The sequence below is a fragment of the Streptomyces sp. NPDC017246 genome (assembly GCF_044331325.1).
Lineage (GTDB): Bacteria > Actinomycetota > Actinomycetes > Streptomycetales > Streptomycetaceae > Streptomyces.
On record NZ_JBIRMW010000002.1, the window covers coordinates 65,614 to 88,591 of the forward strand.

General features: G+C 71.6%; 21 protein-coding genes and 3 tRNA genes. 11 read left to right on the top strand and 13 right to left on the bottom strand.

Annotated features, from left to right (window positions below; genetic code table 11):
• Positions 1-15: 15 nt before the first annotated feature.
• Together ACH4MY_RS04980 and ACH4MY_RS04985 are read left to right on the top strand one after the other, a co-directional pair.
• Positions 16-1,107 carry a Leu/Phe/Val dehydrogenase gene (locus ACH4MY_RS04980; RefSeq protein ID WP_397997659.1) on the top strand — a complete coding sequence of 364 codons (1,092 nt, stop codon included), beginning with the start codon at positions 16-18 and terminating at the stop codon, positions 1,105-1,107.
• A 377-nt stretch (positions 1,108-1,484) separates the two neighbouring features.
• Entirely contained in the window at positions 1,485-1,739 is a 255-nt protein-coding gene (locus tag ACH4MY_RS04985) for a DUF3073 domain-containing protein (RefSeq protein ID WP_030318267.1), read from the top strand.
• A 171-nt stretch (positions 1,740-1,910) separates the two neighbouring features.
• On the opposite strand, the gene purM is transcribed toward ACH4MY_RS04985, so the two are convergent.
• The 4 genes from purM to ACH4MY_RS05005 form a co-directional block, all read right to left on the bottom strand.
• A complete protein-coding gene (gene purM / locus ACH4MY_RS04990; RefSeq protein WP_397997662.1) occupies positions 1,911-2,978 on the bottom strand; it encodes a phosphoribosylformylglycinamidine cyclo-ligase in 1,068 nt (355 codons plus the stop codon).
• 61 nt (positions 2,979-3,039) lie between these two features.
• The gene (purF, locus tag ACH4MY_RS04995) at positions 3,040-4,566 is read right to left on the bottom strand and encodes an amidophosphoribosyltransferase (protein WP_189834799.1); all 1,527 of its coding nucleotides are present in this window, start codon (positions 4,564-4,566) and stop codon (positions 3,040-3,042) included.
• Positions 4,567-4,773: 207 nt separating this feature from the next.
• On the bottom strand, positions 4,774-5,619 hold the full coding sequence (locus tag ACH4MY_RS05000) for an META domain-containing protein (protein ID WP_397997666.1): 846 nt from the start codon (positions 5,617-5,619) through the stop codon (positions 4,774-4,776).
• 53 nt (positions 5,620-5,672) lie between these two features.
• Positions 5,673-6,461 carry a sterol carrier family protein gene (locus tag ACH4MY_RS05005; protein WP_397997668.1) on the bottom strand — a complete coding sequence of 263 codons (789 nt, stop codon included), beginning with the start codon at positions 6,459-6,461 and terminating at the stop codon, positions 5,673-5,675.
• A gap of 75 nt (positions 6,462-6,536) precedes the next feature.
• Between ACH4MY_RS05005 and ACH4MY_RS05010 the strand changes: the two genes are divergently transcribed.
• The gene (locus tag ACH4MY_RS05010; protein ID WP_397997671.1) at positions 6,537-6,947 is read left to right on the top strand and encodes a nuclear transport factor 2 family protein; all 411 of its coding nucleotides are present in this window, start codon (positions 6,537-6,539) and stop codon (positions 6,945-6,947) included.
• On the opposite strand, the gene ACH4MY_RS05015 is transcribed toward ACH4MY_RS05010, so the two are convergent.
• From ACH4MY_RS05015 to purS, 5 genes are all read right to left on the bottom strand, one after another.
• Positions 6,935-7,765: a M23 family metallopeptidase gene (locus ACH4MY_RS05015; RefSeq protein WP_397997673.1), complete on the bottom strand. Its 831-nt coding sequence runs from the start codon at positions 7,763-7,765 to the stop codon at positions 6,935-6,937. The two genes, ACH4MY_RS05010 and ACH4MY_RS05015, sit on opposite strands and share 13 nt — an antisense overlap.
• A gap of 29 nt (positions 7,766-7,794) precedes the next feature.
• Positions 7,795-8,346: an ArsR/SmtB family transcription factor gene (locus ACH4MY_RS05020; protein ID WP_397997676.1), complete on the bottom strand. Its 552-nt coding sequence runs from the start codon at positions 8,344-8,346 to the stop codon at positions 7,795-7,797.
• A 102-nt stretch (positions 8,347-8,448) separates the two neighbouring features.
• On the bottom strand, positions 8,449-10,698 hold the full coding sequence (gene purL / locus ACH4MY_RS05025; RefSeq protein ID WP_397997678.1) for a phosphoribosylformylglycinamidine synthase subunit PurL: 2,250 nt from the start codon (positions 10,696-10,698) through the stop codon (positions 8,449-8,451).
• A complete protein-coding gene (gene purQ / locus ACH4MY_RS05030; RefSeq protein WP_397997681.1) occupies positions 10,698-11,378 on the bottom strand; it encodes a phosphoribosylformylglycinamidine synthase subunit PurQ in 681 nt (226 codons plus the stop codon). The genes purL and purQ overlap by 1 nt, the downstream gene beginning before the upstream one ends.
• Positions 11,375-11,620, bottom strand: coding sequence for a phosphoribosylformylglycinamidine synthase subunit PurS (gene purS / locus ACH4MY_RS05035; protein ID WP_015035032.1), 246 nt, complete (start codon positions 11,618-11,620; stop codon positions 11,375-11,377). The genes purQ and purS overlap by 4 nt, the downstream gene beginning before the upstream one ends.
• Before the next feature lie 366 nt (positions 11,621-11,986).
• Here purS and ACH4MY_RS05040 point away from each other — a divergent pair, with 366 nt between their 5' ends.
• The 8 genes from ACH4MY_RS05040 (at position 11,987) to ACH4MY_RS05075 (ending at position 16,721) form a co-directional block, all read left to right on the top strand.
• Positions 11,987-12,328, top strand: coding sequence for an Lsr2 family protein (locus tag ACH4MY_RS05040; protein ID WP_397997684.1), 342 nt, complete (start codon positions 11,987-11,989; stop codon positions 12,326-12,328).
• A 145-nt stretch (positions 12,329-12,473) separates the two neighbouring features.
• Positions 12,474-12,545: transfer RNA gene (locus tag ACH4MY_RS05045), tRNA-Gly, on the top strand.
• Between the two features lie 80 nt (positions 12,546-12,625).
• Positions 12,626-12,698 (top strand) — tRNA-Gly (locus tag ACH4MY_RS05050).
• Positions 12,699-12,849: 151 nt separating this feature from the next.
• Complete coding sequence (locus tag ACH4MY_RS05055) at positions 12,850-13,812, top strand: ABC transporter ATP-binding protein (RefSeq protein ID WP_397997687.1); 963 nt, start codon at positions 12,850-12,852, stop codon at positions 13,810-13,812.
• Entirely contained in the window at positions 13,809-14,588 is a 780-nt protein-coding gene (locus tag ACH4MY_RS05060) for an ABC transporter permease (RefSeq protein ID WP_397997690.1), read from the top strand. The genes ACH4MY_RS05055 and ACH4MY_RS05060 overlap by 4 nt, the downstream gene beginning before the upstream one ends.
• A gap of 113 nt (positions 14,589-14,701) precedes the next feature.
• Positions 14,702-15,958 carry a sensor histidine kinase gene (locus tag ACH4MY_RS05065; protein WP_397997692.1) on the top strand — a complete coding sequence of 419 codons (1,257 nt, stop codon included), beginning with the start codon at positions 14,702-14,704 and terminating at the stop codon, positions 15,956-15,958.
• Between the two features lie 44 nt (positions 15,959-16,002).
• Entirely contained in the window at positions 16,003-16,623 is a 621-nt protein-coding gene (locus tag ACH4MY_RS05070; protein ID WP_397999339.1) for a response regulator, read from the top strand.
• Positions 16,624-16,645: 22 nt separating this feature from the next.
• Positions 16,646-16,721 (top strand) — tRNA-Gly (locus ACH4MY_RS05075).
• A 71-nt stretch (positions 16,722-16,792) separates the two neighbouring features.
• On the opposite strand, the gene ACH4MY_RS05080 is transcribed toward ACH4MY_RS05075, so the two are convergent.
• From ACH4MY_RS05080 to purD, 4 genes are all read right to left on the bottom strand, one after another.
• Entirely contained in the window at positions 16,793-17,701 is a 909-nt protein-coding gene (locus tag ACH4MY_RS05080; protein ID WP_397997695.1) for a phosphoribosylaminoimidazolesuccinocarboxamide synthase, read from the bottom strand.
• Between the two features lie 98 nt (positions 17,702-17,799).
• Positions 17,800-19,260, bottom strand: coding sequence for a N,N-dimethylformamidase beta subunit family domain-containing protein (locus ACH4MY_RS05085; protein WP_397997698.1), 1,461 nt, complete (start codon positions 19,258-19,260; stop codon positions 17,800-17,802).
• Between the two features lie 254 nt (positions 19,261-19,514).
• Positions 19,515-21,449: a hypothetical protein gene (locus ACH4MY_RS05090; RefSeq protein ID WP_397997701.1), complete on the bottom strand. Its 1,935-nt coding sequence runs from the start codon at positions 21,447-21,449 to the stop codon at positions 19,515-19,517.
• Between the two features lie 250 nt (positions 21,450-21,699).
• Positions 21,700-22,950, bottom strand: a complete 1,251-nt coding sequence (purD, locus tag ACH4MY_RS05095; RefSeq protein ID WP_397997704.1) for a phosphoribosylamine--glycine ligase — start codon at positions 22,948-22,950, stop codon at positions 21,700-21,702.
• Between the last annotated feature and the right edge of the window lie 28 nt (positions 22,951-22,978).

The window sequence follows — 22,978 nt, forward strand, 5'->3', positions numbered from 1 at the left end:
TTGGGAGTCACCACCGTGACCGCTGTGACCGGCGTTCCTGCTGACGTACTGCACACTCTGTTCCACTCGGAGCAGGGTGGCCACGAGCAAGTCGTGCTCTGCCAGGACCGCGCCACCGGCCTCAAGGCCGTCATCGCCCTCCACTCCACCGCCCTGGGCCCCGCCCTCGGCGGCACCCGCTTCTACCCGTACGCCTCCGAGGCCGCGGCGATCACCGACGCGCTCAACCTGGCCCGCGGCATGTCGTACAAGAACGCCATGGCCGGTCTCGACCACGGCGGCGGCAAGGCCGTCATCATCGGCGACCCGGAGAAGATCAAGACGGAGGAGCTCCTCCTCGCCTACGGGCGTTTCGTCGCCTCCCTCGGCGGCCGGTACGTCACGGCCTGCGACGTCGGCACCTACGTGGCCGACATGGACGTCGTCGCCCGCGAGAACCGGTGGACCACCGGCCGCTCCCCCGAGAACGGCGGCGCCGGCGACTCCTCCGTCCTCACCGCCTTCGGTGTCTTCCAGGGCATGCGCGCCTCCGCGCAGACGCTGTGGGGCGACCCGACCCTGCGCGGCCGCAAGGTCGGCGTCGCGGGTGTCGGCAAGGTCGGCCACTACCTCGTCGAGCACCTCCTGGAGGACGGCGCCGAGGTCGTGATCACCGATGTGCGCGAGGAGTCGGTGCGCCGGATCACCGACAAGCACCCGCAGGTCACCGTCGTCGCCGACACCGAGGCGCTGATCCGCGTCGAGGGTCTCGACATCTACGCGCCCTGCGCGCTCGGCGGCGCCCTGAACGAGGAGACCGTCCCGTTCATCACCGCGAGCATCGTCTGCGGCGCGGCCAACAACCAGCTCGCCCACCCGGGCATCGAGAAGGACCTCGTGGAGCGCGGGATCCTCTACGCGCCCGACTACGTGGTCAACGCCGGTGGCGTGATCCAGGTCGCCGACGAGCTGCACGGCTTCGACTTCGACCGGTGCAAGAAGAAGGCCACGAAGATCTTCGACACCACGCTCGAAATCTTCGCACGTGCGAAGGCCGACGGTATTCCGCCGGCCGCGGCGTCCGACCGGATCGCCGAGCAGCGGATGGCCGACGCGCGACGCGCCTGATCCGCGCCGGATCCACGCCGGATCCGCGTCCGATCCGCGGCTTTTCCGTGTGTGGCCCCGCCGGGGCCGCACACGGGCCGCACAGGGGCTGCGCGCGCGCCGCACACGGGGCCGGTCCGCCGCCGGGGAGATTTCGCTCACGCCCCTCGGCGGGTCGGACCTCGAGAAGAGGTTAAAATCGCGATTGACCAGCGAGGAGAGGGCACCTCGATGGTTCTGTACCGGGGTATGTGATGCGCGCGGCGTACCGTAGACCCGCGGAAACAGGTACCGTTGAAGCCCTACGGACCGGTCTCTCTGTCGAGAGTCCGTTCCGAATCATGAACGCGTGTCAAGACTCTGGGGCCACCGAGCCCCGTCACCGAGGGGGTCGAGCCATGGGGCGCGGCCGGGCAAAGGCCAAGCAGACCAAGGTCGCCCGCCAGCTGAAGTACAGCAGCGGCGGGACAGACCTGACGCGTCTGGCCAATGAGCTGGGCGCTTCGACTTCGAATCAGCCGCCGAATGGCGAGCCGTTCGAGGACGACGACGAGGAAGACGACCCGTACGCCCAGTACGCGGATCTCTACAACGAGGACGACGAGGACGAGGACGACGAGTCCGGTCCGAGTGCGTCCCCGCGTCGCGCTTGACCTTCTGAATCGCATCGCAGAAACCCGGTCCGGGATCACCCGGCCGGGTTTCTGTGCTGTCCGCGGCCCGGCGGACCGGGGGCGGCACGGCCCCTACGGACCCGAACAGCCCGCGCCACGCGAACGGGGCGCCCCCTCAGGAGCGCCCCGCCACGTACCGCTCTGCCCGCTCTACTTCGCGTAGTCCCCGACCAGCTCGGCGCCCGTGGTGTGCGCGCCGCGCTCGGTGATCCCGCCCGCGACCCAGGCCTCGACGCCGCGGTCCTCCAGCGTCGTCAGGGCCGCGTCCACGGAGTCGGCCGGCACGACGGCCATCATGCCGACACCCATGTTCAGGGTCTTCTCCAGCTCCAGGCGCTCCACCTGACCGGCCTTGCCGACCAGGTCGAAGATCGCGCCCGGCGCCCAGGTCGAACGGTCGACCGTGGCGTGCAGGCCGTCCGGGATCACCCGGGCCAGGTTGGCCGCGAGGCCACCGCCCGTGATGTGGCTGTAGGCGTGGACGTCCGTGGTCCGGGTGAGGGCCAGGCAGTCCAGCGAGTAGATCTTCGTGGGCTCCAGGAGCTCCTCGCCGAGCGTCCGGCCGAGCTCATCGACCTGCTGGTCGAGGGTCATCCCGGCGCGGTCGAAGACCACGTGCCGGACGAGCGAGTACCCGTTGGAGTGAAGACCCGAGGAGGCCATGGCGATGACCGCGTCCCCCGTACGGATGCGATCGGCGCCGAGGAGCCGGTCGTACTCCACGACACCCGTGCCGGCGCCGGCGACGTCGAAGTCGTCCGGGCCGAGGAGGCCGGGGTGCTCGGCCGTCTCGCCGCCGACCAGGGCGCAGCCGGCCAGGACACAGCCCTCGGCGATGCCCTTGACGATGGCGGCGACCCGCTCGGGGTGCACCTTGCCGACACAGATGTAGTCGGTCATGAAGAGCGGCTCGGCGCCGCAGACGACGATGTCGTCCATGACCATCGCGACCAGGTCGTGGCCGATCGTGTCGTACACGCCCATCTGGCGGGCGATGTCGACCTTCGTGCCGACACCGTCGGTGGCGGAGGCGAGCAGCGGACGCTCGTAGCGCTTGAGGGCGGAGGCGTCGAAGAGGCCGGCGAAGCCCCCGAGGCCACCGAGGACCTCAGGGCGCTGCGTCTTCTTCACCCACTCCTTCATGAGCTCGACGGCGCGGTCGCCCGCTTCGATGTCGACGCCCGCGGACGCGTAGCTGGCACCGGTGGTCTGAGACATGGGTTCAGAGCTTTCGTGTCGTACTGCTCGTACTGCGGTTGCGTACTGCGGTTGCAGCGGCTTACGGGCGACGGAGCGCGTCGGAGGCCGCAGTGGCCGCGGGACCCGCGGCCAGCTCGTTCTCCAGGAGCTGCTTGCCGAGCAGCTCGGGGTCCGGCAGCTCCATCGGGTACTCGCCGTCGAAGCAGGCACGGCAGAGGTTCGGCTTCTGGATCGTGGTCGCCTCGATCATCCCGTCGAGGGAGATGTACGAGAGCGAGTCCGCGCCCAGCGACTTGCCGATCTCGTCGATCGACATGCCGTTGGCGATCAGCTCCGCGCGGGTGGCGAAGTCGATGCCGAAGAAGCAGGGCCACTTCACCGGCGGCGAGGAGATCCGGATGTGGATCTCGGCCGCGCCGGCCTCGCGGAGCATCTTGACCAGGGCGCGCTGGGTGTTGCCGCGGACGATCGAGTCGTCGACGACCACCAGGCGCTTGCCCTTGATGACGTCCTTGAGGGGGTTCAGCTTCAGCCGGATGCCGAGCTGGCGGATGGTCTGGGAGGGCTGGATGAAGGTGCGCCCGACGTAGGCGTTCTTCACCAGGCCCGCGCCGAAGGGGATGCCCGAGGCCTCGGCGTAGCCGATCGCGGCCGGGGTTCCGGACTCCGGCGTCGCTATCACCAGGTCGGCCTCGACGGGCGCCTCCTTCGCGAGGCGGCGGCCCATCTCCACGCGGGAGAGGTACACGTTCCGGCCGGCGATGTCGGTGTCCGGGCGGGCCAGGTACACATATTCGAAGACGCAGCCCTTGGGCTTCGCTTCCGCGAATCGCGAGGTACGGATGCCGTTCTCGTCGATCGCGATCATCTCGCCCGGCTCGACCTCGCGGACGTAGCTGGCGCCGCAGATGTCGAGAGCGGCGGACTCGGAGGCGACCACCCAGCCGCGCTCCAGACGGCCGAGGACCAGCGGGCGGATGCCCTGCGGGTCACGGGCCGCGTAGAGCGTGTGCTCGTCCATGAAGACGAGGGAGAAGGCGCCCCGGACCTCGGGGAGAACCTTCGCGGCGGCCTGCTCGATGGTGAGCGGCGTACCGTCCTCGCCCACCTGGCCCGCGAGGAGCGCGGTCACCAGGTCGGTGTCGTTGGTGGCGGCGACGCGAGTCGTCCGGCCTTCCTTCTTGGGCAGGTCGGCGACCATCTCGGCGAGCTGCGCCGTGTTCACCAGGTTGCCGTTGTGGCCGAGCGCGATCGAGCCCTGGGCGGTCGCCCGGAACGTCGGCTGCGCGTTCTCCCACACGGAGGCACCGGTGGTCGAGTAGCGGGCGTGACCGACCGCGATATGACCTTGGAGGGAACCGAGAGAGGTCTCGTCGAAGACCTGGGACACGAGGCCCATGTCCTTGAAGACGAGGATCTGGGAGCCGTTGCTGACCGCGATTCCCGCGGATTCCTGGCCCCGATGCTGGAGGGCGTAGAGCCCGAAGTACGTGAGCTTTGCGACCTCTTCACCCGGAGCCCAGACACCGAAGACGCCACAAGCGTCCTGGGGGCCTTTCTCTCCGGGGAGCAAGTCGTGATTGAGTCGACCGTCACCACGTGGCACGTTTCCGAGTGTAGACGGGCTCGACCACTGGTCCGAATTGAGGATTTGGGGCTCGGCCCCACTCGTGCGATCGCACGAAATGATCATCTCCGGCTTGGAGAGGGCTACAAAGCAGGCGGGGGAAGGGTTCCCACCCCGGAGGCCCTCCCGAGCGGACGCTCGTACCAGGGCGGGAGCCTCCCCGCGATGTGACGGAGTGCACCCCGGCTAGGGATGCGACGACGCCTTTCCGGCCGCCTTCGCGTCGACGGCGGTGGCTCCGAGGCCCTCGCCCGACGGGTCCGTGAGGGTCAGCGTCCGGTGGTCGAGCCGGTAGGTGAGCGGGCCGTCGAGGAGCTCGTACAGCTGCGTCTCCAGATGCATCTGCGGGCTCGTGCACATCATCCGGGTGGTCGCCGCCGGGCCCTCGATCGTGAGGGTCTTGCCCTCCACCCGGGCGGTCGCGGAGAAGTTGTTGCAGCCCAGATTGCCGGTGACCCGGCCGTCCGCGCCGAGGACGAACCGCGCCTTGTCCCCGCTGCCCGCGGGCAGGGACGAGGCGGTGTCCCCGGAGAGCAGCCCGTCGATCTTCCAGGTGGTGCCGCGCAGCGGGAGGTCCGCCTCGGCGGTGAGCTCCAGACCGTTGCGGCCGTCCGGGGACGTCAGGGTGAGGGCCTCGCCCCTCTGCTGCCCCCTGAGCGGGCCCGCGAAGGCCTTGACCAGCTCCTCCTCGAAACGCCGCCGGTCCTCGGGACAGCCGATCTCGGTGATCGTCTGCTGGGAGACGGTGAGGGTGTCCCCCTTGACCGCGACGTCCGCGGAGAGCGTGTTGCAGCCGCCGTTCCCCCGGGCGCGGCCGTCCGTGCCGAACTCGACCCGGGCACCGTCCGGGGCGGCGGACCTTCGCCCGTCGACCGTCACGGAGCCGATCGTCCAGTGCGTACCCGCGACGGGCAGATCGGGGGAGACGGTGTCGGAGCCGGAACCGGATCCCGTGCCTCCCTCCGTGCCGCACGCGGCGAGAAGAAGGACCAGGGCGGAGGATGCGAGGATGCGCGGCGTCTGCGTCTGCATGGGACTGGGACGGACGCGGGCGGAAGACGGTTCCGTGAGGGCTCCCGTACGCCTCAGCCCATCAGCGGCAGAAGGTCCCGCAGATCCGCGCGTTCGCCGCTCGCGGCGACCCGGGCCTCGTCCAGCTCCGTCGCCCACCCGGCCCGGCCGGTCGCCAGCCTGAGCCAGGTCAGCGGGTCCGTCTCGACCACGTTGGGCGGGGTGCCCCGGGTGTGCCGGGGGCCCTCCACGCACTGCACCACCGCGTACGGCGGGATCCGCACCTCGACCGCCCCGCCCGGGGCCTTCGCCGCGACCGCGTCGGCGAGCAGCCGGGTGCAGGCGGCGAGGGCCTGCCGGTCGAAGGGGATGCCGGCGCCGGTCGCCGCGTTCAGGTCGTCGGTGTGGACGACGAGTTCGACGGTCCGGGTGACGAGGAAGTCGGCGAGGGTCATCGCGCCGAAGCTCAGCGGCAGGAGCCGGCCGTCGGGGGCGTCGGCCAGGGCCCGCTCGTACTCCTCGGCCACGCGCGCGTAGAGCCCCGGCAGGTCGGAGGCGTCGATGCCGCGGGTGTGCGCGTCGATCCGTTCGGCGGCTCCCGCCGTCGCGGACGGCCAGTCGAGCAGGGCGAGCCGGTCCTGCCCCCGCTCCGGCATCGCCAGGAGCTGCGGCACCGAGTCGACCATCCACGCGAGGTGGGCCGCCAGCTCCCGTACCGTCCACTCCCCCAGCCGGGTCGGGCCGTCGAGCTGTTCGGGCGTGAGCGCCTCCACCGCCTCCCGTACGTGCCGGAACTGGGCGAGCACGGCGGCCCTGGTCTTGGCGGAGTCGTAGCTGCGGGTGCGCTTCTTGGCCGGTGGCATGGGGGCGAGGGTAGTCGGAGACTGGAAGGGGAGGGCCGCCCGCACACCTACCCGTACGAGAGGGGTCGATCGGTCATGGCCGAGCACCCTGACGCCGCCCTGGTCCGCCGGGGCTTCGAGGCATGGACCCGTGGGGACATGGAGACCGTCGGCACCCTGATGACGACGGACTGCACGCACCACTCCCCCGGCGAGAGCCAGATCTCCGGGCACATCAAGGGCCGCGACAACGTCCTCGACATGTACCGGAAGATGTTCGAACTCACCCGCGGCGAGATGCGGGTCGAGCTGCACAGCGTCTCCGTCGACGGCCGCGGCCATGCCGTGGCGGCGAACAGGTTCTTCGCCACCCGCGAGGACAAGGGCCTGGGCATCGAGATGAACGGCGCACTGGTCTTCACGATCATCGGCGGCAAGATCTCCGACATCGACGAGTGCGTCGAGGACATCGACGTCTCCGACAGCTTCTGGGGTCAGGCCGAGTAGACGGCGTCGCGCGGCACCTCGAACGTCTCGCCGTTCCTCGGCACACCGACACCGCGCCAGGTGAACGGCACTCCGCTCGCCGTGTCCAGGTCCGGGCCGTCCATCAGCTGGAAGTGCACGTGCGGCTCGGTGGAGTTGCCCGAGTTCCCGCACCGGGCCAGCTCCTGGCCGGCCGTGACCCGGTCGCCCGGCCGGACGGCGAGGGAGCCGCGCCTCAGATGCGCGTACATCGCGTACGTGCCGTCGCCGAGGTCGAGGACGAGGTGGTTCCCGGTGATGCGGCGGGCTCCCCCGATGCTCCGCGCACCGGCCTCGACGAGCAGCAGATAGAGGACACCGAGCAGCGAGTTGCGGCTGAGGTGGTCGCGCTGCCCGTCCTCGGCGTGCACGACGGTCGCGTCGGCGACCGCGTACAGCGGTGCGCCGAAGGCCGGGAAGCCCTCGGTCCTCCGGACCACCGGCCACAGCCACGCGAAGCCCGGGCGGGGCCGCGCCCCGTCCTCCCGGGTGACGTCGATCGCGTAGGTCTGGCCCAGCTGGTGGGTGCCGTGGCTGGGCGTCCGGTCCGCCGGGCTGTTCAGCGCCGACCAGCGGCCGGTGACCGGCGGGTCCACCTCGACCGCGGCGCGGGGCGTGGCCATGGCCCGGCGGCGGGCGGTCCGGGAGAGACCGACGCCGAGGATCATCGCGACGATCACGGGCAGCCAGCCCACCCAGTACGGGTAGGGCAGCTCGACGACGAACGAGGCGACCACCTGGACGACGAACGCCAGCCACAGCAGGCGGTGGAGGACCATCGGCAGTTTGCGCGAGGACATTCCGGATTCCCCCGGGATCGTGGTGACGGTTACGGGCGGGCCGCGATGAGGACCACCAGGAGCGGGACGACCCGCGCTCCGGGGACCTCGTAGCGACCGCGTCCGACGGTCCTGAGCCAGCCCGCGCCGGTCAGCTGGCGCAGGTGGTGGTAGATCTGGCCGGTCGTGCCGATCTCCGCCAGCTCCGCCAGCTCGGCGGCGGTGCGCCGGCCACCGAGGATCTCCCGCAGCAGCCGGAGCCGCACGGGATGGCCGAGCGCGGCGAAGGACTCCGCGGCGTCCGCCCAGTCCTCCTCGAAGAGCTGCCCGGTGAAGGCGCCGAACTGCCACTCGTACCGCTCCCGGGTCGGCAGCCTGACCGCCCCCGTGAAGACGACCGCGCCGTCCTCGCCCCCGTCCCCCGGGTCCGCCGCGAGCCGCGCCTTGAGGCCTTCGAGGGCCCAGAGGGGGCTGTCGGTGACCTCGGGCGCGTCGGCGGCCCGGGGCGCGGGGCGCTCCGCGGCTTCGGTGGTGCTTTCGGCCGCGTGTTCCAGGGCCGCGATACGCCGTTCCAGCGCGACGACCCGCTCTTCCAGCTCCATGCCATCGAGATTACGTAATTACGTAATCACTCGCAAGGGAGAGACGCGAAAGCCCCCGCCCGGACCCTTCGGTCCGGACGGGGGCTTCCCCGGTGCTCCGTATCAGGCCAGCAGGGCCGGGATCGTCGCCTCGTGCGCCGCACGCAGCTCCGTCAGGGAGAGCGCGAACTCGCCCTGGACGTCGACCGCGTCACCGTCGACGACACCGATCCGCGCCGCCGGCAGACCCCGCGCACCGCACATGTCGGTGAAGCGGAGCTCCTCGCTGCGCGGGACGGCGACGACCGCACGGCCCGCCGACTCGCTGAAGAGGAACGTGAACGCGTCCAGGCCCTCCGGGACGACCAGCCGGGCGCCGTTCCCGCCGCGCAGGCAGGACTCGACGACCGCCTGGACGAGACCGCCGTCGGACAGGTCGTGCGCCGCGTCGATCATGCCGTCGCGGGAGGCCGAGATCAGGATGTCGCCGAGCAGCTTCTCCCGGTCGAGGTCCACGGCCGGCGGCATACCGCCGAGGTGCCGGTGGACGACCTCGGACCAGGCCGAGCCGCCGAACTCCTCACGCGTGTCGCCCAGCAGGTAGAGGAGCTGGCCCTCTTCCGCGAAGGCGATCGGCGTACGGCGGTTGACGTCGTCGATCACACCGAGCACGGCCACGACCGGCGTCGGGTGGATGGCGACCTCGCCGGTCTGGTTGTAGAGCGAGACGTTGCCGCCGGTCACCGGGGTGCCCAGCTGGAGGCAGCCGTCCGCGAGACCACGGGTGGCCTCGGCGAACTGCCACATCACGGCCGGGTCCTCGGGCGAACCGAAGTTCAGGCAGTCCGAGATCGCCAGCGGCTTGGCACCGGAGGCGGCGACATTGCGGTACGCCTCCGCCAGCGCGAGCTGCGCACCCGTGTACGGGTCGAGCTTCGCGTACCGGCCGTTGCCGTCGGTGGCCATGGCCACGCCGAGGTTGGTCTCCTCGTCGATACGGACCATGCCCGCGTCCTCGGGCTGCGACAGCACCGTGTTGCCCTGCACGAACCGGTCGTACTGGTCCGTGATCCAGGACTTCGACGCCTGGTTCGGGGAGGACACCAGCTTCAGGACCTGGTCCTTCAGCTCCTCACCGTTCTGCGGCCGGGGCAGCTTGCCGGCGTCGTCGGCCTGGAGCGCGTCCTGCCACTCCGGGCGCGCGAACGGCCGGTGGTAGGTCGGGCCCTCGTGGGCGACGGAGCGCGGCGGCACGTCGACGATCTGCTCGCCGTGCCAGAAGATCTCCAGGCGCTCGCCCTCGGTGACCTCACCGATGACGACCGCGATGACGTCCCACTTCTCGCAGATCTCCAGGAAGCGGTCGACGTGCTCCGGCTCGACGATCGCGCACATGCGCTCCTGCGACTCGCTCATGAGGATTTCCTCGGGCGAGAGGGTCGCGTCACGCAGGTGGACCCGGTCGAGCTCGACGCGCATGCCGCCGGAACCGGCCGAGGCCAGTTCGGAGGTGGCACAGGAGAGCCCGGCGCCGCCGAGGTCCTGAATGCCCGCGACCAGCTTCTCCTTGAAGATCTCCAGGGTGCACTCGATGAGGAGCTTCTCCTGGAAGGGGTCGCCGACCTGGACGGCGGGGCGCTTGGTGGGCTTGGTGTCGTCGAAGGTCTCGGACGCGAGGACCGAGACACCGCCGATGCCGTCGCCGCCGGTGCGGGCGCCGTACAGGATCACCTTGTTGCCGGGGCCCGAGGCCTTGGCGAGGTGGATGTCCTCATGCTTCATCACGCCGATGCAGCCGGCGTTGACCAGCGGGTTGCCCTGGTAGCACTCGTCGAAGACGACCTCGCCGCCGATGTTCGGCAGGCCGAGGCAGTTGCCGTAGCCGCCGATGCCGGCGACGACACCGGGCAGCACGCGCTTGGTGTCGGGGTGGTCGGCCGCACCGAAGCGCAGCGGGTCGACGACCGCGACGGGGCGGGCGCCCATGGCGAGGATGTCGCGGACGATGCCGCCGATGCCGGTGGCCGCGCCCTGGTAGGGCTCGATGTACGAGGGGTGGTTGTGCGACTCGACCTTGAAGGTGACCGCGTACCCCTGGCCGACGTCGACGACGCCCGCGTTCTCACCGATGCCGACGAGCATGGCGTCGTTCTCGGGGACCTTCTCGCCGAACTGCTTCAGGTGGACCTTGCTGCTCTTGTAGGAGCAGTGCTCGGACCACATGACGGAGTACATGGCGAGCTCGGCGCCGGTGGGACGGCGGCCCAGGATCTCGCGGATGCGCGCGTACTCGTCCTCCTTGAGGCCGAGCTCCTTCCAGGGCTGCTCGCTGTCCGGCGTCTCGCTCGCGTGCTTGACGGTGTCGAGGCTCATCAGGCGTTGACCAGCTTCTTGAGGATCGAGGTGAAGAAACCGAGACCGTCCGTCTTGCCGGTGCCGATCAGCGGCTCGACGGCGTGCTCGGGGTGCGGCATGAGGCCGACCACGTTGCCCGCGGCGTTGGTGATGCCCGCGATGTCACGCAGCGAGCCGTTGGGGTTGACGTCCAGGTAGCGGAAGGCCACCCGCCCCTCGGCCTCCAGCTCGTCGAGGACGTGCTCGTCGGCGACGTACCGGCCGTCCATGTTCTTGAGCGGGACCTCGATCTCCTGGCCCTCGGTGTAGTCCGAGGTCCAGGCGGTCTCCGCGTTCTCCACCCGCAGCTTCTGGTCGCGGCAGATGAAGTGGAGGTGGTTGTTGCGCAGCATCGCGCCCGGCAGCAGATGGGCCTCGGTGAGGATCTGGAAGCCGTTGCAGATGCCGAGGACGGGCATGCCCGCCTTCGCCTGCTCGATGATCGTCTCCATCACCGGCGAGAAGCGGGAGATGGCTCCGGCCCGCAGGTAGTCGCCGTAGGAGAAGCCGCCGGCCAGGACCACGGCGTCGACCTGCTTCAGGTCCTTGTCGCGGTGCCAGAGCGAGACGGGCTCGGCGCCCGCCAGGCGGGCGGCACGCAGCGCGTCCTGGTCGTCGAGGGTTCCGGGGAACGTGACGACGCCGATGCGTGCGGTCACGACTCCACCTTCACGACGAAGTCCTCGATCACGGTGTTGGCGAGAAAGGTTTCGGCCATCTCATGGATGCGGGCGAGGGCGGCATCGTCGACCGGCCCCTCCACCTCCAGCTCGAAACGCTTCCCCTGACGGACGTCGGCGATTCCGGCGAATCCCAGGCGGGGCAGTGCACGCTGCACCGCCTGCCCCTGAGGGTCGAGGATCTCCGGCTTGAGCATGACGTCGACTACGACGCGTGCCACTGGCACTCCCGGTGGTGTGTTGCGTGGGCGGTTCCCTCAGCGTACCTGTCTCCAAATTCTACGCGGGTAGAGATCTGAAGGATCCTCCAAAAGCCAGGCCGGGACGGCGCTCCACCGACGAACATCACCCACGCCCCCGCCCGAGCACACCCACGCAAAATTCGAGTGAAATATTGCGGACCTCATTGCACCGGGACACGCTGAAACAATTGCCAGGGCTTCACAATGCGACACCTGCCGCTGTAGAAAGGAATCCAGAAGAAAGCAGCATTGTCCCGGCACAGCCGTACGGCCGACATCGCCGCACGTCAGAGGCGTCACAAGCGCCACCTCTGCGGCATCGGCCGCAGGAAAGGACCGATATCCGTGGCTCAGCGTGTGGTGGTCACACTCTCCGACGACATGGACGGCGGAGAAGCGGCTGAAACGGTCGCGTTCGGCCTCGACGGGAAGATGTACGAGATCGACCTGAATGCTGCCAATGCAAAGAAACTCCGCAAGGCGCTCGCCCCGTACCTCGCCGCCGGGCGCAAGGAGTCCGGCAGGGCGGCGGCCGGCCGGAGCCCCTCCGTGGAGACGTACACCCACACCTCCCTCGCCCCCGACCCGGCGGCGGTCCGCGCCTGGGCGCAGTCCAACAAGATGGAGGTGCCCGCCCGCGGGCGGATCCCGAAGCGGGTCTACGAAGCCTTCCGCGCCGCGAGTTGAGCGGCGCACGGCCCGGTCCCGAGCGGGCCGGGCCCCGGCCGGCGGGGCGGTCGCGGCGAGCCGATTTGCATTGCACCCCCCATGATCCGCTAAAGTCTGGAACACGCCGAGGGGCGAGGCCGCAAAGCCCCACCTCACGCAGCGTGCGGGTGTAGTTCAGTAGCAGAACATCCCCCTTCCAGGGGGAAGGCGCAGTGTGCAATTCCTGTCACCCGCTCTGCATCGCAAGACCAAGCACTCCGGTGCATCAGGTAGAGTGGTGCTCGCACCGCCCGGTGAAAGCCGAGCGGCAGCAATGCGGACGTGGCTCAGTTGGTAGAGCATCACCTTGCCAAGGTGAGGGTCGCGAGTTCGAATCTCGTCGTCCGCTCAAGATCGAAGGCTCCGGTTCTCACGAACCGGGGCCTTCGTCGTGTCCCCTCTCTCCCGAGCGAACCGCCGTCCGCCCCATGACATTTGTCAGAAGCGGGTGGTGACAGCGCGCACTGCCGGACGGCCGCCGCCGCCGGAAGCCTGGACACATGACCAACGCGATCGAAGCGGAAGACCTGCGCCGGGGATACTCGGGCGGCTTCGAGGCCGTACGCGGCATCTCCTTCACCGTCCCGCGCGGCGAGATCTTCGCCCTCCTCGGCACCAACGGCGCCGGCAAGACCTCCACCGTCGAACTCCTCGAAGGCCTCGCCGCCCCCGCCGCCGGCACCGCCCGGGTCCTCGGCCACGACCCGTACCGCGAACGGGCCGCCGTCCGCCCCCGCATCGGCGTGATGCTCCAGGAGGGCGGCTTCCCCTCCGACCTCACCGTGGCCGAGACCGTACGCATGTGGGCGGGCTGCACCACCCGCGCCCGGCCCACCGGCGAAGCCCTCGGCGCCACCGGACTCGCCGGCCGCGAACAGGTGCGGGTCAAACAGCTGTCCGGCGGCGAACGGCGCCGGCTCGACCTCGCCCTCGCGCTCCTCGGCCGCCCCGAGGTCCTCTTCCTCGACGAACCCACCACCGGACTCGACGCCGAGGGCCGCCGCGACACCTGGGAACTCGTCCGCGCCCTCCGCGACGAAGGCACCACCGTGCTCCTCACCACCCACTACCTGGAGGAGGCGGAGACCCTGGCCGACCGGCTCGCGATCATGCACCGCGGCCGGATCGTCCTCTCCGGCACCCCGGCCGAGGTCACCGCCGCCCGGCCCGCCCGCATCCGCTTCACCCTCCCCGAGGGCGTCCCCGCCGCCCGGCTCCCGCTGCACCTGCGGGCCGCCGAGGACGAGGGGCGGGTGGAGATCCGTACCGGATCCCTCCAGGACGACCTCGCCGCGCTCCTCGGCTGGGCCGGGGACAACGGCGTACGCCTCGACGCGCTCGACGCGCGCTCCGCCTCGCTCGAAGAGGCCTTCCTCGACATCGCGGCACGGACGGCCGACGGCCAGGACCCGCCCGCGCCGGACCCCTCGACCCCGTCGCGTCCTTCGGAGGCCGTTCGATGAGCTCTCTCGCCCAGATCCCCTCCCGTACGCGGCTCGTCGCGCTCGGACGGGCCGAGCTGACCCTCCTCGTCCGCAACCGCACGGCACTCTTCGGCGCCCTGCTCGTCCCCCTCCTCATGGTGGAAGCGGTCCGCAGCTCCCTCCGGAGCGCCGACCTCGGCAAGGCCGGCACGAGCATCGCCGAGGTCGCCGTCACCGGCGCCATCGGCATGGCCCTCCTCATCGGCGTCCACAGCAACCTCGTCGCCGCCTTCGTCGCCCGCCGCGAATCCCTCGTCCTCAAGCGGCTGCGCACGGGAGAACCGACCGACCCCGAGATCCTCACCGGGATCGCGCTGCCGGCCGCCACGCTCGCCCTCCTCCAGTGCACCGTCCTGACGATCGGCGGCATCGCCGTCCTCGGCCTGCCCGCACCGGCCCGGCCCGAACTGCTCCTCGCCGGCGCCCTCCTCGGCATCGTCCTGCTCACCACCCTCGCCGCCGCCACCTCCGCCGTCACCCGCACCCCCGAGAGCGCCCAGCTCACCGCCCTGCCCCTGGTCCTGATCTCCTCCATCGGCTCCGGGCTCTTCGTCCCCCTCTCGATCCTTCCCGAGGGGCTCGCGTCCGTCTGCGAACTGCTGCCGCTGACCGGGGTCATGACCCTTGTACGGGCCGGCTGGACGGGCGGTGCGGGAGCCGGGGACCTGCTGGGGGCGGCGGCGACCGCGGTGGCCTGGATCGCGCTCTCGGTGTTTGCTGTCCAGCGGTGGTTCCGCTGGGACCCCCGGCGCTGAGCGAGCCGGTGCCGAGACAGCCGGGGCCCGGACGACTGGTGCCGATGCAGCCGGGGCCTGGAACAACGATGCCGATGCAGCCGGTACGTGACGACCGAGGGGGACCCGCAGCCGTGAAGAGCTGGAGAGGCCGGAGCGGCCTGGCCAAGGTGGACCTCTACACCCGGGTCACCGCGTACATGCTGCTGTGGGCCTCCGTGTTCGTCCTCGGGATGCTGCTCCTCGTCCGGCCGATCCGCCACGAGGCCCCGCTGCTCCTCGTCGTCGTCGCCCCGCTGCTCAACCTCGCCAACGGGATCCTCTGCCACCGCTTCCTGCGCCGCGCCATGGACGCGTACCTGAAGCCCGGGACCGTCCTCCCGCCGCGCGAGGTGCTGCCCGCGGCGGCGGTGACGGCCGCGACCACCGGGGCCGTCCTCCTCGAAGCGGCCACCGCCGATCTGACCGGGCTGCTGCCGGGGATGCTCGGGCCGGCGCTCGTCCCCTTCCTCGCCGGGCACTGCCTGATCCTTCCGGTCCGGACCGTCGCCCTGCACCAGGCGCTCCTGCTCGGCGCCCTCGCGGCCCTCGTGCCGCTCTCCGACCGGGACGCGGGGCAGACCCTCGCGAGCGTGGTGGCCGTCGCGTTCATCACCGGCTGGCTGGCGGTCACCGTCCGGCTCTCGCTCTGGGTGCTCGGCGTCGTCTTCGAACTGCGCGAGGCACGCGACGTACAGGCCCGGCTCGCGGTCGCCGAGGAACGGCTGCGCTTCGGGCGGGACCTGCACGACATCCTCGGCCGGAACCTGTCCGTGATCGCCCTCAAGAGCGAGCTCGCCGTCCAGCTCACCCGGCGCGGACGCCCGGAGGCCGTGGACCAGATGACCGAGGTGCAGCGCATCGCCCAGGAGTCCCAGCGGGAGGTCAGGGACGTCGTCCGCGGCTACCGCGAGGCCGACCTGCGGGTGGAACTGGAGGGCGCGCGGGGCGTGCTCGACGCGGCCGGGATCGACTGCGCCGTCGACTCCCCGGGGCTCGACCTGCCCGCCGAGGTCCAGGCGGCGCTCGGCTGGGTGGTCCGCGAGACCACGACGAACGTACTGCGACACGGGGACGCGCGGCGCTGCGCCATCGCCGTGCGGGAGGAGGAGGACACGGTGCTGCTGACGGTGGAGAACGACGGTGTACGGGTGGACGGGGACGGCGTGCGGGAAGACGGGGGCGGCCGGGGAGACGGGGGCGGCGTGCGTTCGCGCGTCGGCACCGGGCTCGTCGGGCTGCGGGAGCGGCTCGCGGCGGTCGGCGGAACGCTCGAAGCGGGTCCGGGCGACGGCGACACGTTCCGGGTGACGGCCCGGATCCCGGTGCCCCGGACGGGGGCGAACCGATGACCACGCCCACCGCCCCGGACGGGGACGGCCCTGCGGCCACGCCCATGACGAACCCCGCGCCCACGCGGGTGCTGCTCGCCGACGACGAGCATCTGATCCGTGGAGCGCTCGCCGCGCTGCTCGGTCTCGAGGACGACCTCGTCGTCGTCGCCGAGGCAGCGACCGGACCCGAGGCGCTCGCCATGGCCCGCGCCCACCGCCCCGACGTCGCCGTGCTGGATCTGCAGATGCCGGGTGCGGACGGTGTGAGGGTCGCCACAGTCCTGCGGGACGAACTGCCCGGCTGCCACACCATGATCGTGACCGGCCACGGCCGCCCCGGACACCTCAAACGGGCCCTCTCCGCCGGCGTCCGCGGCTTCGTCCCGAAGACCGTCAGCGCCCAGCGGCTCGCCGAGATCATCCGTACCGTGCACGCCGGAAACCGTTATGTGGAACCGGAGTTGGCGGCCGACGCCATCGCCGCCGGAGACTCCCCGCTGACCGCCCGGGAGGCCGAGGTGCTCGAATTCTCCGCCGACGGGGCGCCCGTGACGGAGATCGCCCGGCGCGCCTCCCTCTCCCCCGGCACCGTCCGCAACTACCTCTCCTCGGCCGCCGCGAAGCTCGGTGCCGAGAACCGGCATACGGCGGTGCGTCTCGCACAGGCGAAAGGATGGGTATAGTTGGCTCCGCGCTACGGCGCATGCGGACGTGGCTCAGTTGGTAGAGCATCACCTTGCCAAGGTGAGGGTCGCGAGTTCGAATCTCGTCGTCCGCTCCATGAAGAAGCCCCCGGTCGAATCGACCGGGGGCTTTCTCGTGCCCCCGACACAGCGCCGGGGGCCGGGAACCTCAGAAGCTGTCGGACCAGGACTTGCCGGTCAGCAGCTCGTACGCCTCCAGGTACTTGGCGCGCGTGGCGTCCACGATCTCCTGCGGGAGGGGCGGCGGCGGCTGCTCGCTCTTGCGGTCCCAGCCGGAGGCCGGGGAGATCAGCCAGTTCCGGACGAACTGCTTGTCGTACGAGGGCTGGGCGCGGCCCGGCTTCCACTGGTCGGCCGGCCAGAAGCGCGAGGAGTCCGGGGTGAGGACCTCGTCGGCGAGGATCAGCGTCTCCCCGTCGAAACCGAACTCGAACTTGGTGTCGGCGAGGATGATCCCGCGCTCGCGGGCGATGTCCCGGGCCCGGCCGTAGACGTCGAGGGTCGTCCGGCGCAGCAGCGCGGCCGTCTCGGCGCCGACCTGGCGGGCGACCTCCTCGTACGAGACGTTCTCGTCGTGGTCGCCGACCGCGGCCTTGGTGGCCGGGGTGAAGATCGGGGCGGGCAGCTCGGAGCCGTCGCTGAGGCCCTCGGGGAGCGCGAGGCCGCAGACCGTGCGGGACGCGTCGTACTCCAGGAGGCCGGAGCCGGTGAGATAGCCGCGGGCCACGCACTCGACGGGGACCATGGCCAGCGACTTGCAGACCGTGGTGCGGCCCGCCCAGTCGGCGGGGGCGCCGGCCGGCAGCTCGGTCGAGAGCACGTGGTGGGGGACCAGGTCGGAGAGCTGGTCGAACCACCACAGGGAGAGCTGGGTGAGGACCCGGCCCTTGTCGGGGATCTCGGTGGGCAGGACCCAGTCGAACGCGGACATGCGGTCGCTCGCCACCATCACGAGGTCACCGGCCTCGTTCCGGTACAGGTCGCGCACCTTGCCCGTGTGGAGATGGGTGAGGCCCGGGACCTGAACGGGCTCGGGCTTTTCTACGAATCCGGACACGGTTCCTCCGCGTAGGTTGATCCAGGAGCGCTTCGATTCTCTCGCACCGGGACGGGCTTACGACGGGCGGGCTCGGTCAGTGACACGGTCGGCCCTGGTCAGTCCCTCTTACAGATCCGGTCGAGGAGGTTCGCGGTGGCGCGCTGGACCCTGGCATCGACATGGCCCGGCCGGTCCAGTGCCGGCGACCACGCGAACGTGCCGGACGCGAAGACCCAGGCGCCCGAGGGCGCCCGGTAGAGCGAGGTCTCCTGGTGCCGCAGCGCCCCGTCGCCGTCCCGGTAGGGCGAGTGGGCGAGCAGGATGCGCCCCTGGTGCTCGGGCAGCGCCGTCCGCGGGAAGTAGCGGTCCGCCTCACCCGCGACCAGACCCGGGAGCTCGTCGCCGTCACCGGCGCCGGTCGCCTCCCAGAGCCAGTGCTCGGCGTTCCGTACGACCAGCGGATGCGGTTCGGGCACCCGGCCCGCGTACTGGATGCCGAGGAGCTGCTGCTCGGCCCGGTCGACCTCGCGCCAGAGCGCGGGGCGGCCGGGGCCGCGCCGCTTGCGGCAGGTGAGGAGCCGGTCCGGCACCCCGGACGGCGAAGGGCCCAGCTCCACCTGCCAGTACATGGTGTTGGCGGAGAGGAAGACCAGCGACGTGCCCTGGTCCCGGGCGAGTTCGACGGTCCTGCGCATCGGCGCCGACCAGTACTCGTCGTGGCCGGGGAAGACCAGGCCCCGGTAGCGGCTCGGGTCGACCCTCCCCGCGTGCAGGTCACGGGTCTCGGCGTACGCCAGGTCGTAGCCGTAGCGCTCGGCCCAGCGGATGAAGTCGTAGGCGTGGCCGACGTGGAGCGGCAGGCCCGCGCCCGCGTACGGCCGGTCGAAGGAGACGGTGACGGCCGCGTCCTGCTCACCGAGCAGCCGGCCCTCCTCGTCCCAGGCGTGGTAGAGGCTGGCGCCGGTGTGCCCGTCCTCCGGATAGAGGTTGTACGCCTGCCAGGTCACGTCCGGGAGGACGAGGAGCAGATCGGCCGGGTGGTTGTCGCGGACCGTGAAGGGGATGTGCGAGCGGTAGCCGTCCGCGGTGGTGAGGACGGCGACGTACGCGCCGATCGACCAGTAGGAGGGGACCTGCAGCCGCCAGGACTGCCACCAGTGGTGGCAGGAGACCGTGCGGTCGGCGGTGAGCGGGGCCGGCTGGACGATCCCGGAGAGCCGCGGGCTCGTGGTGATCTTCGCGGCGCCGTCGCCGCCGTAGTGACCGATCCGGTAGATGTCGACCGAGAACTGCTGCGGCGGGTCCACCGTGACGTGGAAGTCGATCGACTCGCCCGGCGCCACGGCGCCGTCGGACGCGAACCCCTTGATCTGCCGCCGGACGTCGTCGGCCGTGCGCGGGCCGCCGGTGCCGCCCCGGGCCAGGATCTCGTCCGCGTACCAGGGGACCATCTGTCCGGTGTCGTCGAAGTAGTTCTCGGAACCGCGCAGCCAGGGCAGCGGGCCCTGGCCGAAGGGATCGGTGACGGCGTGCGCGAGCGCGCCCGACTCCCACCGTCTGATCTGGTCCGCCCCCATGCTGCGCCCCTCCCTCGACTCCCCCGGGTCGGTCGGTCAGTGCCTCTGGATCAGGCTCCTGGTTCAGGGCCTGGTTCAGGACCCTGGTTCGGCTCCTGGTTCAGGGGTCTGGTTCGGCCCCTGCTCGGGCTCCTGCTTCGAGCCGCTGGATCGAGCCGCCGGATCGGGCCCGTGGTTCTGGGCTCTCGACAGGCCCGTGGTTCGTGCCTCTGTCAGTGACGGTCTCCAGCACATCACATAACGCACGCACTCCGTCACCGTTCGTCGTGAATTGACGAGAGTGGAAGCCCCGGCTCCGGGAAACCCGACGGGCCCCCGAGGGCCTCAGACCAGGCGTACGGGCTTCTCCGGACGCACTCCCGTGCGCGCCAGCCAGAGGCGCAGCGGCTCGGGGTCGCCGTCCTCGACGAGGGCGAGCACCCGCGGACCGAGGTCCGCCGCCCGCTCGCCGCCGACCAGCAGGGTGGGCCCGTCGAGCCAGTCGAGACCGGGGCGGCCTCCGCGGTGTCCACGGCAGCGCAGCAGACCATCGCGGTCACGTGGTCGGCGAGCAGATCCCGGCCGGAACGGGGCGGCTGGAGCGGGAAGAGCGGCAGGGGCCCGTCGGGACCGCTCACGACCACGGGGGGCGTGGCGCCGGACCGGTCGTCCTTCTCGGCGCTCCGGGCCGCCGCCTCGGCACTCCGGGCGACGGCGGCCACCCGCGCCTCCCGCGCGGCCTCCTCGCGCGCGAGGAGCGCGCTGAGCGCGCCCGCGAGCTCCTCGGCGGCGGGGTTGAAGGGCTCTTCGTCCTCGGCCTCGTCGTGGGCCTCGTCCTCGGCCTCGTCGACGCCGACTCTGTCGCTGCCTCCGCCGTGGGCGAGCGGCACCTCGTGAGGGGCCGCGTCGGGCGCCGGGCCCAGGTCGGCGGGCTTCTCCGGCTCCGAGGACAGATGGGCGATCACCCGGGTCAGCGTCGGGCCGTCGGCGACGGCCCCCGGGCCTCCGGCCGCGGAGTCGGCCAGGCCGAGACCGTCGAGAACCCGGTGCAGCCGGGCCGCGTCGGTGCGCCACTTCCGGTCGACGACCTCCTCCGGGTACTGGCCCCACTCCACCGGGGACCAGTCGGGGCCCGGTTCGGCGGGGCCGCCGTGGAAGAGCCGGGCGGCCAGCAGCGAGGTGGCCTCGTCGACCGCGCCCGGCTCCTCCAGGAGGTCACAGGCGGGACGCTCGCCGAGCCGGGACGAGAAACCGTCCGCGAGCCGGTCGCGGCGGGAGAGCTCCGTCAGTGCGGAGACCACACCCGCGTCGAGCCGGGAGGGCCAGCGGCCCATGCGCCAGGCGGGCAGCGCGACCCGGGTCAGGAGCCGGTCCCAGCCCGCGTACGCCAGGCCGACCTGCTCCTGGGCGACGATCCGCACGCCGTAGTCCACGGCCTGGGCGCGCTCCGAGCCGGCGGCGGCCACTCCGCGCTCCATCTCGGCCACATGCCCTCGGCAGGCACGCAGCAGGACGCGGGCGACCCGCCCGACACCGTGCGCGCCGAAGCGCCTCAGCGGGTCGAGGCCGGGGGTCTGCGGCACGGCCACGGCCGCGTCCAGGCCCCGGACGAAACGGCGGGCCGCGGCTATGTCGGGGTGTGCGGCGGGGCCCGTACCGGCGACGACCGGGGCGAGGACCGCCCGCAGCTCGCCGACGCGCATCCACCACAGGAAGGGCGAACCTATGACGAGGACGGGAGCGCCGTCGCCGTCGGCGGACGTGCGCAGCGCGCGGTGGGCCCGGTGGGTCCGGTCCTCCAGCCAGCTGTCGCAGTCCGGGGTCAGGGCTATCGCGGCGGGCGCCGGGACCTCCAGCCGGTCGGCCAGGTCCCGGACGAGCCGGTAGAGATCGGGGGCGGCGGTCTCGGAGAGCTCCACCGTCGGCGTGGCGGCCGGGCGGGCCCGGGTGACGACGAGGGCGACGGCCGTGGCGGCGACGAGGACGAGCAGCGCGAGGACGGTCACGACCCAGCGGGCCGTGTCCCAGCCGGAGCCCGTGAAGTGGCCGGTGACGCCGCCCGCGTACAGGACGACGGCCACGGCGGCGGGAAGGACCGCGAGGCCCAGCGCTCTGCCTCGGACCCGGAGGACCGCGAGGGCCCGGGAGCGCGCGGCGCGCGCTCCCCACTCCTCGCCGACAACGGAACCGGTACCGGACACGCCGTACATCACCCCCTCCTGCCCTTGTCGGGACTGCCTGTGGCGGTGTTGCTCACTCCCCCACTGTGGCACCCGCCACCGACATCGCAATGCCGGTGGGCCAAGTGCCGGAACGCCTCCGCCGCACCCTAGTTGGGGCTTTGGCGGACGTCATCCGGATGGCCGAGCCGTCACTCGAAGGTATGGCTTTGGGCAAAGGTGATGGATTTCGCGCGGCCGTACGATCCACCGCACGGCCGCGCGAGAAACCGGCTGCGTATCAGGCCTCGGCGGCCTTGCGCGCGATGTCCGTACGGTGCTGCGAGCCGTCAAGACGGATGCGGCCGACCGCCGCGTAGGCGCGCTCGCGGGCCTGCGCCAGGTCCGTACCGGTCGCGGTGACCGAAAGGACGCGGCCACCCGCGCTGACGACCGCGTCGCCGTCCCGCTTCGTCCCGGCGTGGAGCACGTACGCGTGCGGGTGGTCCTTCTCGGCGACCTCGCCGAGGCCCTCGATCGGGTCGCCCGTGCGCGGGGTCTCCGGGTAGTTGTGCGAGGCGACGACCACGGTGACCGCGGCCTCGTCGCTCCAGCTCAGCGGCGCCTGGTCGTCCAGGGTGCCGTTGGCGGAGTTCAGCAGGACGCCGGCCAGCGGGGTCCGGAGCCGGGCCAGGACGACCTGGGTCTCGGGGTCGCCGAAGCGCGCGTTGAACTCGATGACCCGCACACCGCGACCGGTGATCGCCAGACCCGCGTACAGCAGACCGGAGAACGGCGTGCCACGGCGGCGCAGCTCGTCGACCGTCGGCTGCAGGACGGTCGCGAGGACCTCCTCGACCAGCTTCGGGTCGGCCCACGGAAGCGGCGAGTACGCGCCCATGCCACCGGTGTTCGGGCCCTCGTCGCCGTCGAGCGCGCGCTTGAAGTCCTGCGCGGGCTGGAGCGGGAGGACGGTGGTGCCGTCGGTGATCGCGAAGAGCGAGACCTCGGGGCCGTCGAGGTACTCCTCGATGACCACCCGGTCGCACGCGAGCGCGTGGGCCCGCGCCTGGGCGAGGTCGTCGGTCACGACGACGCCCTTGCCCGCGGCGAGGCCGTCGTCCTTGACCACGTACGGAGCGCCGAAGGCGTCGAGCGCCTCGTCGATCTCCTCCGGGGTCGTGCAGACGTAGCTGCGGGCGGTGGGCACCCCGGCGCCGGCCATGACGTCCTTGGCGAACGCCTTGGAGCCCTCCAGCTCCGCCGCTTCACGCGACGGGCCGAAGGCGGGGATGCCGACCGCGCGGACGGCGTCGGCGACACCGGCGACCAGCGGGGCCTCCGGGCCGACGACGACCAGGCCGGCGCCGAGCTCGGTGGCGAGGCGCGCGACGGCTTCGCCGTCCAGCTGGTCGACGGGGTGCAGCTCGGCGACCTCCGCGATTCCGGCGTTGCCGGGCGCGCAGTGCAGAGCGGTGACGTCGGGATCGAGGGAGAGAGAGCGGCACAGGGCGTGTTCGCGGGCGCCGCCGCCGATGACGAGGACCTTCACGCCAGCCAGAGTAGCCCGCTGGCCGGGA

What these genes read in the sequence shown, in the direction of transcription:
- ACH4MY_RS05020 (WP_397997676.1), bottom strand. Translation starts at nt 8,346, where the DNA reads ATGGAGCTGGAAGAGCGGGTCGTCGCGCTGGAACGGCGTATCGCGGCC.
- ACH4MY_RS05090 (WP_397997701.1), bottom strand. Translation starts at nt 21,449, where the DNA reads ATGTACGGCGTGTCCGGTACCGGTTCCGTTGTCGGCGAGGAGTGGGGA.
- ACH4MY_RS05005 (WP_397997668.1), bottom strand. Translation starts at nt 6,461, where the DNA reads ATGCCACCGGCCAAGAAGCGCACCCGCAGCTACGACTCCGCCAAGACC.
- ACH4MY_RS05010 (WP_397997671.1), top strand. Translation starts at nt 6,537, where the DNA reads ATGGCCGAGCACCCTGACGCCGCCCTGGTCCGCCGGGGCTTCGAGGCA.
- purM (WP_397997662.1), bottom strand. Translation starts at nt 2,978, where the DNA reads ATGTCTCAGACCACCGGTGCCAGCTACGCGTCCGCGGGCGTCGACATC.
- ACH4MY_RS05000 (WP_397997666.1), bottom strand. Translation starts at nt 5,619, where the DNA reads ATGCAGACGCAGACGCCGCGCATCCTCGCATCCTCCGCCCTGGTCCTT.
- ACH4MY_RS05070 (WP_397999339.1), top strand. Translation starts at nt 16,003, where the DNA reads ATGACGAACCCCGCGCCCACGCGGGTGCTGCTCGCCGACGACGAGCAT.
- ACH4MY_RS05060 (WP_397997690.1), top strand. Translation starts at nt 13,809, where the DNA reads ATGAGCTCTCTCGCCCAGATCCCCTCCCGTACGCGGCTCGTCGCGCTC.
- ACH4MY_RS05085 (WP_397997698.1), bottom strand. Translation starts at nt 19,260, where the DNA reads ATGGGGGCGGACCAGATCAGACGGTGGGAGTCGGGCGCGCTCGCGCAC.
- ACH4MY_RS05055 (WP_397997687.1), top strand. Translation starts at nt 12,850, where the DNA reads ATGACCAACGCGATCGAAGCGGAAGACCTGCGCCGGGGATACTCGGGC.
- ACH4MY_RS04985 (WP_030318267.1), top strand. Translation starts at nt 1,485, where the DNA reads ATGGGGCGCGGCCGGGCAAAGGCCAAGCAGACCAAGGTCGCCCGCCAG.
- purL (WP_397997678.1), bottom strand. Translation starts at nt 10,698, where the DNA reads ATGAGCCTCGACACCGTCAAGCACGCGAGCGAGACGCCGGACAGCGAG.
- ACH4MY_RS05015 (WP_397997673.1), bottom strand. Translation starts at nt 7,765, where the DNA reads ATGTCCTCGCGCAAACTGCCGATGGTCCTCCACCGCCTGCTGTGGCTG.